Source organism: Salmonella sp. GDC200615 (assembly GCF_050574145.1).
Lineage (GTDB): Bacteria > Pseudomonadota > Gammaproteobacteria > Enterobacterales > Enterobacteriaceae > Salmonella > Salmonella enterica.
In genome coordinates this window covers 4,644,902-4,655,466 of record NZ_CP192247.1, presented here as the reverse complement: position 1 = coordinate 4,655,466, position 10,565 = coordinate 4,644,902, and the positions used below count along the sequence as shown (strand labels likewise).

General features: G+C 54.4%; 12 protein-coding genes. 11 read left to right on the top strand and 1 reads right to left on the bottom strand.

The window, feature by feature from the left end; translation table 11 throughout:
• Positions 1 to 339 precede the first annotated feature (339 nt).
• From ACQ29O_RS22575 to ACQ29O_RS22530, 10 genes are all read left to right on the top strand, one after another.
• The gene (locus tag ACQ29O_RS22575; protein ID WP_418142141.1) at positions 340 to 432 is read left to right on the top strand and encodes a hypothetical protein; all 93 of its coding nucleotides are present in this window, start codon (positions 340 to 342) and stop codon (positions 430 to 432) included.
• A gap of 228 nt (positions 433 to 660) precedes the next feature.
• The gene (gene rpmH, locus ACQ29O_RS22570; protein WP_000831330.1) at positions 661 to 801 is read left to right on the top strand and encodes a 50S ribosomal protein L34; all 141 of its coding nucleotides are present in this window, start codon (positions 661 to 663) and stop codon (positions 799 to 801) included.
• 16 nt (positions 802 to 817) lie between these two features.
• Complete coding sequence (rnpA, locus tag ACQ29O_RS22565; protein WP_000239725.1) at positions 818 to 1,177, top strand: ribonuclease P protein component; 360 nt, start codon at positions 818 to 820, stop codon at positions 1,175 to 1,177.
• Positions 1,141 to 1,398, top strand: a complete 258-nt coding sequence (gene yidD / locus ACQ29O_RS22560; protein WP_001307474.1) for a membrane protein insertion efficiency factor YidD — start codon at positions 1,141 to 1,143, stop codon at positions 1,396 to 1,398. Before rnpA ends, yidD begins: the two co-directional genes overlap by 37 nt.
• A gap of 2 nt (positions 1,399 to 1,400) precedes the next feature.
• Positions 1,401 to 3,047 carry a membrane protein insertase YidC gene (yidC, locus tag ACQ29O_RS22555; RefSeq protein WP_000378277.1) on the top strand — a complete coding sequence of 549 codons (1,647 nt, stop codon included), beginning with the start codon at positions 1,401 to 1,403 and terminating at the stop codon, positions 3,045 to 3,047.
• A 141-nt stretch (positions 3,048 to 3,188) separates the two neighbouring features.
• Positions 3,189 to 4,553, top strand: a complete 1,365-nt coding sequence (mnmE, locus tag ACQ29O_RS22550) for a tRNA uridine-5-carboxymethylaminomethyl(34) synthesis GTPase MnmE (protein WP_000019081.1) — start codon at positions 3,189 to 3,191, stop codon at positions 4,551 to 4,553.
• A gap of 182 nt (positions 4,554 to 4,735) precedes the next feature.
• On the top strand, positions 4,736 to 5,923 hold the full coding sequence (locus tag ACQ29O_RS22545) for an MFS transporter (protein WP_000819602.1): 1,188 nt from the start codon (positions 4,736 to 4,738) through the stop codon (positions 5,921 to 5,923).
• Positions 5,892 to 6,851, top strand: coding sequence for an HTH-type transcriptional regulator YidZ (yidZ, locus tag ACQ29O_RS22540; protein ID WP_000749365.1), 960 nt, complete (start codon positions 5,892 to 5,894; stop codon positions 6,849 to 6,851). The genes ACQ29O_RS22545 and yidZ overlap by 32 nt, the downstream gene beginning before the upstream one ends.
• A 157-nt stretch (positions 6,852 to 7,008) precedes the next feature.
• Complete coding sequence (locus ACQ29O_RS22535; protein WP_000190678.1) at positions 7,009 to 7,764, top strand: 4'-phosphopantetheinyl transferase family protein; 756 nt, start codon at positions 7,009 to 7,011, stop codon at positions 7,762 to 7,764.
• Complete coding sequence (locus tag ACQ29O_RS22530) at positions 7,764 to 8,348, top strand: NADPH-dependent FMN reductase (protein ID WP_001576451.1); 585 nt, start codon at positions 7,764 to 7,766, stop codon at positions 8,346 to 8,348. The genes ACQ29O_RS22535 and ACQ29O_RS22530 overlap by 1 nt, the downstream gene beginning before the upstream one ends.
• Before the next feature lie 44 nt (positions 8,349 to 8,392).
• Here the strand turns inward: ACQ29O_RS22530 and adeP are convergent, their stop codons facing one another.
• A complete protein-coding gene (adeP, locus tag ACQ29O_RS22525) occupies positions 8,393 to 9,730 on the bottom strand; it encodes an adenine permease AdeP (RefSeq protein WP_001521829.1) in 1,338 nt (445 codons plus the stop codon).
• Positions 9,731 to 9,898: 168 nt separating this feature from the next.
• Between adeP and yieH the strand changes: the two genes are divergently transcribed.
• The gene (gene yieH / locus ACQ29O_RS22520) at positions 9,899 to 10,564 is read left to right on the top strand and encodes a 6-phosphogluconate phosphatase (RefSeq protein WP_000078087.1); all 666 of its coding nucleotides are present in this window, start codon (positions 9,899 to 9,901) and stop codon (positions 10,562 to 10,564) included.
• The last annotated feature ends 1 nt before the right edge of the window (position 10,565 follow it).

Genomic DNA, 10,565 nt, shown 5'->3' with positions numbered 1-10,565 from the left:
GGCGGACTCCACTCGAACAAAAGTCGATAAATGACAAAGGCTGATACATTAATGATTGTTGGCGCACGTCGATAAGACCCTGCATGAAGGGTGACGCACGAACCGCTGTCTGCGGTTTTCACGGATCTTTCAAACGATCGCGACTTCACGCAGTCTGAAAGATTTCGTGTTCATGCCTGACCAGGATCGTTTGAAACGATCAGGACCGCGGATCATAGCCTAAACTGAGCAAGAGATCTTCTGTTTCTCACAGATTCTTCCCGATTTATCCACAGGACTTTCCAGGAAAGGATAAGTGTAATCGATCCTGGGGAACTCCTGTACGCTTTCGCGCGCATATTGAAAAAATTAATAGGTAAAGGTGAGCAGACGCCTAAAAGATCGCATAAAGATCCAGGGCGATCCTTGCGCTTTACCTGGCAGTCCGTATAATTCTCCACCCGTCGCGCAATGCCCGTCATATGGCGTCAACGCTGCTTATTTTCCGCACAAAAAGGCGTGGAAAATCGCGGGAAAATAAGGAAAGAGAATTGACTCCGGAGTGTACAATTATTACAATCCGGCCTCTTTAATCACCCACACTGTGGCGTAAGTCGTTCAAAGTTTGTTCGGGTATACGCAAAAGTCAGTGAATTTATTCAAGTTTAGGTAGAAATCGCCATGAAACGCACTTTTCAACCGTCTGTACTGAAGCGCAACCGTTCTCACGGCTTCCGTGCTCGTATGGCTACTAAAAATGGTCGTCAGGTTCTGGCACGTCGTCGTGCTAAAGGCCGCGCTCGTCTGACCGTTTCCAAGTAATAAAGCTAACCCCTGAGTGGTTAAGCTCGCATTTCCCAGGGAGTTACGTTTGTTAACTCCCGCTCATTTCACGTTCGTCTTCCAGCAACCTCAACGGGCTGGCACGCCGCAAATCACCATCCTCGGCCGCCTGAATTCGCTGGGGCATCCCCGTATCGGTCTTACCGTCGCCAAGAAAAATGTTCGACGTGCGCATGAACGCAACCGGATTAAACGTCTGACGCGTGAAAGCTTCCGTCTGCGCCAGCATGAACTTCCTGCAATGGATTTCGTGGTGGTGGCGAAAAAAGGGGTTGCCGACCTCGATAACCGTGCTCTCTCGGAAGCGTTGGAAAAATTATGGCGCCGCCACTGTCGCCTGGCTCGCGGGTCCTGATAGCCCTTATTCGGGTCTATCAACGCCTGATCAGTCCGCTGCTTGGGCCGCATTGTCGTTTCACGCCAACGTGCTCAAGCTACGGAATTGAGGCATTGCGCAGGTTTGGAGTGATAAAAGGCAGTTGGTTGACGGTGAAACGCGTATTAAAATGCCACCCTTTACACCCTGGTGGTGACGATCCCGTCCCGCCCGGACCATTTGATACCAGAGAACACTAACGATGGATTCGCAACGCAATCTTTTAGTCATCGCTTTGCTGTTCGTGTCTTTCATGATCTGGCAAGCCTGGGAGCAGGATAAAAATCCGCAACCTCAGACTCAACAGACCACGCAGACAACGACCACCGCAGCGGGTAGCGCCGCCGACCAGGGCGTACCAGCCAGTGGCCAGGGGAAAATGATTACGGTGAAAACCGATGTGCTTGATTTGACTATCAACACCCGTGGTGGTGATGTCGAGCAGGCCTTGCTCCCGGCTTACCCGAAAGAACTGGGTTCCAACGAACCGTTCCAGCTGCTGGAAACCACCCCGCAGTTTATCTATCAGGCGCAAAGCGGCCTGACAGGCCGCGACGGCCCGGATAACCCGGCGAACGGCCCGCGTCCGCTGTACAACGTCGAGAAAGATGCGTTTGTACTGGCCGACGGTCAGAACGAACTGCAGGTTCCGATGACTTATACTGACGCCGCAGGCAACACGTTTACCAAAACGTTTGTCTTTAAGCGTGGCGATTATGCGGTTAACGTGAACTATAGCGTGCAGAACGCCGGCGAAAAACCGCTGGAAGTCTCCACCTTTGGTCAGTTAAAACAATCCGTCAACCTGCCTCCTCATCGCGACACCGGCAGCAGCAACTTTGCGCTGCATACGTTCCGCGGCGCAGCGTACTCCACGCCGGATGAGAAGTATGAGAAATACAAATTCGACACCATTGCCGATAACGAAAACCTCAACGTCAGCTCCAAAGGCGGTTGGGTGGCAATGTTGCAGCAGTATTTCGCTACCGCATGGATTCCGCGTAACGACGGCACCAACAATTTCTACACCGCCAATCTGGGTAACGGCATTGTCGCTATCGGCTATAAAGCGCAGCCGGTACTGGTACAGCCAGGCCAGACTGGCGCGATGACCAGCACCCTGTGGGTCGGCCCGGAAATTCAGGATAAAATGGCGGCTGTTGCACCGCACCTGGATTTGACCGTGGACTACGGCTGGTTGTGGTTCATCTCTCAGCCGCTGTTCAAGTTGCTGAAGTGGATCCACAGCTTTGTGGGCAACTGGGGCTTCTCCATTATCATCATTACCTTTATCGTTCGCGGTATCATGTACCCGCTGACCAAAGCGCAGTACACGTCAATGGCGAAGATGCGTATGCTGCAGCCGAAAATTCAGGCGATGCGCGAACGTCTTGGCGATGATAAACAGCGCCAAAGCCAGGAGATGATGGCCCTGTACAAAGCGGAGAAGGTTAACCCACTGGGCGGCTGCTTCCCGCTGATCATCCAGATGCCTATCTTCCTGGCGTTGTACTACATGCTGATGGGTTCCATTGAACTGCGTCATGCGCCGTTCGCGCTGTGGATTCATGACCTGTCCGCACAGGACCCGTACTACATTCTGCCGATCCTGATGGGCGTAACGATGTTCTTCATTCAGAAGATGTCGCCGACCACCGTGACCGACCCGATGCAGCAGAAGATCATGACCTTTATGCCGGTCATCTTTACGGTGTTCTTCCTGTGGTTCCCGTCAGGTCTGGTGCTGTACTATATCGTCAGCAACCTGGTCACCATCATTCAGCAGCAGCTGATCTACCGTGGTCTGGAGAAGCGTGGCCTGCATAGCCGCGAGAAGAAAAAATCCTGATTCGGTGTAGGCCGGATAAGGCGAAGCCGCCATCCGGCAAGGCGCGCCGGTCAGCCTGATGGCGCTAACGCTTATCAGGCCTACAATCAAAAGGCGGTCATATGACCGCCTTTTTTTATTGCAACAAAGTTGAGACTAACCATGAGCCATAACGACACTATCGTCGCCCAGGCAACCCCACCGGGACGCGGTGGCGTGGGTATCCTGCGTATTTCCGGTCTGAAGGCGCGCGACGTTGCGCAAGAGGTGCTGGGCAAGCTGCCGAAGCCGCGCTATGCCGACTACCTGCCGTTTAAAGATGTTGACGGCAGCGCGCTGGATCAGGGTATTGCGCTGTGGTTCCCCGGCCCGAACTCCTTCACCGGTGAAGATGTGCTGGAGCTACAAGGGCACGGCGGTCCGGTGATTCTGGACCTGCTGTTAAAACGTATCCTGACGCTTCCAGGCGTGCGCATTGCCCGACCGGGCGAGTTCTCCGAGCGAGCGTTCCTCAACGATAAGCTCGATTTAGCCCAGGCGGAAGCCATTGCCGACCTGATCGATGCCAGTTCCGAACAGGCGGCGCGTTCGGCGCTAAACTCGTTACAGGGGGCATTTTCCGCCCGCGTTAACCACCTTGTGGAAGCACTTACTCACCTGCGAATCTACGTCGAAGCGGCTATCGATTTTCCGGATGAGGAGATCGACTTTCTCTCTGACGGCAAAATCGAAGCGCAGCTCAATGGTGTCATCGCCGATCTTGACGCCGTGCGCACCGAAGCGCGCCAGGGCAGCCTGCTGCGCGAAGGGATGAAGGTAGTGATTGCCGGACGCCCGAATGCCGGGAAATCCAGCCTGCTGAATGCGCTGGCAGGCCGTGAAGCGGCCATTGTTACCGATATCGCCGGCACCACGCGCGACGTGTTGCGCGAGCATATTCACATCGACGGGATGCCGCTGCATATCATCGATACCGCCGGACTGCGCGACGCCAGCGACGAAGTTGAGCGTATCGGCATCGAACGCGCCTGGCAGGAGATTGAACAGGCCGATCGCGTGCTGTTTATGGTGGATGGCACCACGACGGACGCCGTTGACCCTGCCGACATCTGGCCGGACTTTATCGCCCGTCTGCCCAAAAATCTACCGATTACCGTGGTACGTAACAAGGCGGATATCACCGGCGAAACGTTGGGTATTAGTGAAGTAAACGGTCACTCACTGGTTCGCCTCTCGGCGCGTACCGGCGAAGGCGTCGACGTGTTGCGTAACCACCTCAAGCAGAGCATGGGGTTTGATACCAATATGGAAGGCGGCTTCCTGGCCCGCCGCCGTCACCTACAGGCGCTGGCGGAAGCCGCTGAACACCTTGAGCAGGGCAAAGCGCAGCTATTAGGCGCATGGGCGGGGGAACTGCTGGCGGAAGAGTTGCGCCTGGCGCAGCAAAGCTTAAGCGAGATTACCGGCGAGTTTACCTCCGACGACCTGCTGGGACGGATTTTCTCCAGCTTCTGTATCGGCAAATAACGTTGTGTTGCCCGGTGGCGCGATGCTTACCGGGCCTACAAAACCCGTAAGCCGGATAAGGCGTTTATGCCGCCATCCGGCAGCAATGATTTCCCATGCGGAAATCACTGTTGTCCAAATGGCAACTCGTCTCGCGCAACATCGCCCCGTATTCTTAGCGCCACACTTTTCGTGAGGCCGCTATGAAACGTTTTCTACTGTGTAGTTTTGCCCTAGTTTTACTCTATCCTGCCGGTATTGATATGTATCTGGTCGGTTTACCGCGTATAGCCGCCGATCTGAACGCCAGCGAGGCGCAGTTGCATATCGCCTTCTCCGTTTACCTGGCCGGAATGGCGACGGCCATGCTGTTTGCCGGGAAGATAGCCGATCAGTCAGGCCGCAAACCGGTCGCGATCGTCGGCGCGATCGTCTTTATGATGGCCTCACTGCTTTGTTCACGGGCGTCGGAAGGCTCGCTATTTCTGAGTGGGCGTTTTCTTCAGGGAATAGGTGCAGGCGGCTGCTATGTGGTGGCGTTCGCCATTCTGCGCGACACGCTCGACGAGCATCGCCGGGCGAAAGTGCTGTCATTATTGAATGGGATTACCTGTATTGTGCCGGTACTCGCCCCGGTGGTGGGGCATTTGATTATGCTTCGTTTCCCCTGGCAAAGTCTGTTCTATACGATGTCCGCGATGGGCATTATTGTGGGCCTGTTATCACTGTTTATCCTGCGCGAGACGCGCCCGGTAAGGCTGGCTCCACGCGATTTATCACGATCGTCGCCCGCCGCCGAGTCGCTGATTAACCGTTTTTTCGTTAGTCGACTGGCGATCACCACCCTTAGCGTGTCGGTGATCCTGACCTTTGTCAATGCCTCTCCAGTGCTGCTGATGGAGGTGATGGGATTTAGCCGTGGCGACTATGCCATTACCATGGCGCTCACCGCAGGCGTCAGTATGGTCGTCTCTTTTTCCACCCCTTTTGCGCTTGGGTTATTTAAGCCGCGAACCTTAATGCTCGTCTCACAGGGGCTGTTTTTGACGGCTGGCGTGACGTTAAGCCTTGCTCATACCAATACCGTCACACTCTTTGGCCTGACGCTTATCTGCGCCGGATTCTCGGTTGGTTTTGGCGTCGCGATGAGCCAGGCGCTGGGGCCGTTTTCGCTGCGCGCCGGAGTGGCCAGTTCCACGCTCGGTATCGCGCAGGTTTGCGGTTCATCACTGTGGATTTGGCTGGCGGCAATACTCGGTATCAGCGCGATGAATATGCTGATCGGGATTCTGATTGGTTGTAGCATAGTGAGTATTCTGCTGATCTTCTCCGTCACGCCCAACAGGTCCGTAGCCGAGCATGAAGAAATCCCTTACCAATCTCGACCTTAATTTGCTGTTATGCCTACAGTTACTCATGCAGGAGCGCAGCGTCACTAAAGCTGCAAAACGGATGAACGTAACGCCCTCGGCGGTCAGCAAATCGCTGGCGAAACTCCGGGCATGGTTTGACGATCCGCTGTTCGTCAATACGCCGCTGGGCCTGGCGCCGACGCCGCTGATGGTCAGTATGGAGCAAAGTCTGGCGGACTGGATGCAGATGGGGAATCAACTGCTTGATAAACCGCATCATCAAACGCCGCGCGGTTTAAAATTTGAGTTGGCAGCAGAGTCGCCGCTGATGATGATTATGTTTAATTCACTGTCGCAGCAGATTTATCAGCGCTATCCGCAGGCTACCATTAAGGTTCGCAACTGGGATTATGACTCGCTGGAGGCGATTACGCGCGGGGAAGTCGATATCGGATTTACCGGACGCGAAAGCCATCCCCGCTCGCGAGAATTGCTCAGTCTGTTGCCGCTCGCGATTGATTTTGAGGTGTTGTTTAGCGATTTGCCGTGGGTCTGGCTGCGGGAAGATCATCCGGCACTGCGTGAAGCGTGGGATCTGGACACTTTTCTGCGCTACCCGCATATCAGTATTTGCTGGGAGCAAAGCGATACCTGGGCGCTGGATGATGTCCTGCAAGAAATGGGACGCAAACGCCATATCGCGTTGAGCCTGCCGGGGTTCGAGCAGTCACTCTTTATGGCCGCCCAGCCGGATCACACCCTGATAGCAACCGCGCCGCGCTATTGCCAGCACTACAATCAGCTCCACCAGCTACCGTTAGTGGCGCGCCCCCTGCCTTTTGATGCGCAACAGCGGGAAAAGCTGATGGTGCCGTTTACCCTATTATGGCACAAACGTAATAGTCATAATCCCAAGATTGTGTGGCTACGACAGGCTATCAACACGCTCTGCCGTCGCCTTATCTGACCACCTGCGTTGATAAATTAACCTTCCTCTTACCAGAAATGTCACCGTCTGATTAAAGAACCTTCTGAAATTGAATTTTTAGCGCGTAAAACCTGTCCATAATTTACGTTAATGTTACTCTCGTCATTATCACGGCCCATTAATCACGGAGCGAAAAATGGCGACTCACTTTGCCAGAGGGATACTTACGGAGGGACAGTTGGTTTCAATTCGTCTCTCTTCGTCTTGCCATATTGAAGCCAGAAACCTGCCTGCTCACCGACGAACGCGTTTTCTCGCCTCCAGAGGCCTTCTTGCCGAACTGATGTTTATGCTGTACGGAATTAGCGAGCTGCCGGAAATCATTATTCAGGCGAAAGGTAAACCCGCGTTTCGTGACAAAAATCTGCCAGGCTTTTCTATCTCCTACGCCGGAAATATGGTTGGCGTGGCGTTGACCACCGAAGGAGAGTGCGGGCTGGATATGGAATTACAGCGCACCTCCCGCGGCTTTCACCATCCGCATTCGCTCGAACGCCACCCTTTCTCCCGTAATGAAAACTTATGGGTAGCCAATCAAAACGATCCCAACGAAGCGCGAGCGCAACTCATTACATTGCGCCAGAGCGTGTTAAAACTCACCGGCGATGTCATGAATGACGATCCGCGGGAGCTGCAACTTTTACCCGTTGCCGGACGCCTGAAGTGCGCGCATGTCACGCAGCTTGAAGCCGTATGCGATGCGGAAGATGTACTGGTATGGTCCGTAACCGTTACGCCAGCGATAGAAAAATTAAAAGTGTGGGAGTTCGATGGCAAACTGGGCTGGAAAAGCCTGCCCGATATCCAGACGCGCGCCAATGAGCCAACCGGTCGTCTGATGCGATTCGCCCAACTCCCCGCCGCCAAATCGTATACGCTTAATCGTTCATAATGAAAAAAGGGGCACGTATGTCTGAAACGCTGAATGTGGTTACACTGCTGGGAAGTTTACGCAAAGGTTCCTTTAACGGGATGGTGGCGCGTACGCTGCCTAAAGTCGCGCCGGCAGGAATGACGGTATCGCCGCTGCCTTCGATCGGGGATATTCCGCTGTATGACGCCGATATCCAGCAGGACGAGGGATTTCCAGCCAGCGTAGAGGCGCTGGCGGAGCAGATTCGCAACGCCGACGGCGTCGTCATTGTGACGCCGGAATATAACTATTCCGTTCCCGGCGGCCTGAAGAATGCCATCGACTGGCTATCCCGTCTGCCTGAGCAGCCGCTGGCGGGTAAGCCCGTTCTTATCCAGACCAGTTCAATGGGGGCGATTGGCGGCGCGCGCTGCCAGTATCATCTGCGCCAGATTCTGGTGTTCCTTGATGCGATGGTGATGAATAAACCGGAATTTATGGGCGGCGTGATTCAGAATAAAGTCGATCCGCAAACTGGAGAAGTGGTGGATCAGGGAACGTTAGATCATTTGACCGGTCAGTTGACCGCATTTGGCGAGTATATTCAGCGCGTTAAAGCGTAAGTTCGTTAAAAACCCTCACCCCGATGGGGCGAGGGTTCATTTCATCAGTGTGCGTCAATAAACACAATCTTCAGCACGAATAACAGCGCGACAATCACTACGCACGGGCTAAGGTCGCGCAGGCGACCGGTACCGATTTTCATCACGCAGTAAGAGATAAAGCCCAGCGCGATACCTTCGGTGATCGAGAAGCTAAACGGCATCATTACCGCCGTAATAAACGCCGGGACCGATTCGGTTAAATCCTGCCAGTTTACCCGCGCCAGGCTGGAGGTCATCAGCACGCCGACGTAAATCAACGCGCCCGCCGCCGCGTAAGGCGGCACCATGCCCGCCAGCGGCGACAGGAAGATAACCAGCAGGAACAAAATACCGACCACCACCGCCGTTAAACCGGTGCGACCGCCCACCGAAACGCCGGAAGACGATTCAATATAAGCGGTCACAGAAGACGTTCCGACAAATGCGCCAGTGACAGAAGAGATACTATCAACAAACAGCGCCTGCTTCATGCGCGGGAACTTACCTTTCGCATCCGCCAGGCCCGCTTTATCGGTCACGCCGATCAGGGTACCGGAGGAGTCGAACAGGTTAACCAGCATGAAGGAGAAAATAACCCCCGCCAGGCCAAGATTGAACGAGCCTGCCAAATCGACATGCCCTACCACGCTGGTGACGCTTGGCGGCGCGGAGACAATGCCGTTGTAGTGTACATCACCCATCATCCAGCCAAGCAGCGTCGTGACGATGATGGACACCAGCACCGCCGCATGAATGTTGCGCGAAGCGAGAATCGCAATAATAAAGAATCCGAGAACCCCCAGCAGCACGCTGTGCGAGGTCAGGTTGCCGATGCTGACCAGCGTTTCCGGGTTAGCGACGATCACGCCGGCGTTTTTCAGCCCCATCATGCCGATAAACAGGCCGATGCCGCTGGTGATGCCCACGCGCAGGCTGACCGGAATGTTGGCGATCATCCAGTAACGCACGCGGAAGATAGTCAGCAATAAAAGACCAACAGCGCCCCAGAAAATGGCGCCCATGCCTACCTGCCACGGCAGTCCCATTGCCTGCACAACCACGAAGGCAAAGAACGCATTCAGCCCCATCGCGGGCGCCAGCGCCACCGGCAAGTTAGCGAACAGGCCCATCAGAATACTGCCAAAGGCCGCAATCAGACAGGTGGTCACAAAGACGGCGCTGGTGTCCATGCCAGCTACGCCCAGAATTTGCGGGTTAACAAAAACGATATAAACCATCGTCAGGAAAGTGGTAAAACCGGCGATCACTTCGGTTCGTGCCGTCGTGCCATGTTCGCGCAGTTTAAACACGCGTTCCAGCATACCCTGACCAGAAGCCTGGGTGGTGTGTTGTTGACTCATTATCAATTTCCGGAGAAAGGAGGGAAAATTCGCCGTTATCCTATACCAAAATGCGACACCTGGCGCAGTTGTGTGGTAATTTTTTTCACTCAATTTGTTAGTACGGCAACGATTGCGTCCCCTCATTCAGCATTACGTAAACGTTAAACTTGTTAAAATGGAAATGACATGTCCCAAATCGAAGCGGTGTTTTTTGACTGTGACGGCACGCTGGTCGACAGTGAAGTAATTTGCTCGCGCGCCTATGTCACTATGTTCCGGCAGTTCGGCATTACGCTTAAGCTCACGGAAGTATTCAGACGCTTTAAAGGCGTAAAGCTCTACGAAATTATCGATACCATCAGTAAAGAGCATGGCGTTGCGCTGGCAAAGGCGGAGCTGGAGCCGGTGTACCGCGCGGAAGTGGCGCGTCTGTTCGATACCGAACTGGAAGCGATCGCGGGCGCAAATACCCTGCTGGAGAGCATTAAGACGCCTATGTGCGTGGTATCCAACGGACCGGTCAGTAAGATGCAGCATTCGCTGGGTAAACTGGGCATGTTGCATTATTTTCCCGATTTGCTGTTTAGCGGTTACGATATTCAACGCTGGAAGCCCGATCCGGCGCTGATGCTCCACGCGGCGAACGCCATGAAGGTCAATGTTGAGAAGTGTATTCTGGTGGATGATTCCAGCGCAGGCGCGCAGTCAGGAATTGCGGCGGGAATGGAAGTGTTTTATTTCTGCGCCGATCCGCATAACAAGCCGATCGATCACCCTAACGTGACGACTTTTACCGATTTGGCGCAGTTGCCGGGATTGTGGAAAGCGCGCGGGTGGGAGATTACGCGTTAAC

Coding starts and splice junctions, on each gene's coding strand:
- rpmH (WP_000831330.1), top strand. CDS start 661: ATGAAACGCACTTTTCAACCGTCTGTACTGAAGCGCAACCGTTCTCAC.
- yieH (WP_000078087.1), top strand. CDS start 9,899: ATGTCCCAAATCGAAGCGGTGTTTTTTGACTGTGACGGCACGCTGGTC.
- adeP (WP_001521829.1), bottom strand. CDS start 9,730: ATGAGTCAACAACACACCACCCAGGCTTCTGGTCAGGGTATGCTGGAA.
- ACQ29O_RS22545 (WP_000819602.1), top strand. CDS start 4,736: ATGAAACGTTTTCTACTGTGTAGTTTTGCCCTAGTTTTACTCTATCCT.
- ACQ29O_RS22535 (WP_000190678.1), top strand. CDS start 7,009: ATGGCGACTCACTTTGCCAGAGGGATACTTACGGAGGGACAGTTGGTT.
- mnmE (WP_000019081.1), top strand. CDS start 3,189: ATGAGCCATAACGACACTATCGTCGCCCAGGCAACCCCACCGGGACGC.
- yidC (WP_000378277.1), top strand. CDS start 1,401: ATGGATTCGCAACGCAATCTTTTAGTCATCGCTTTGCTGTTCGTGTCT.
- yidD (WP_001307474.1), top strand. CDS start 1,141: ATGGCGCCGCCACTGTCGCCTGGCTCGCGGGTCCTGATAGCCCTTATT.
- ACQ29O_RS22530 (WP_001576451.1), top strand. CDS start 7,764: ATGAAAAAAGGGGCACGTATGTCTGAAACGCTGAATGTGGTTACACTG.
- yidZ (WP_000749365.1), top strand. CDS start 5,892: ATGAAGAAATCCCTTACCAATCTCGACCTTAATTTGCTGTTATGCCTA.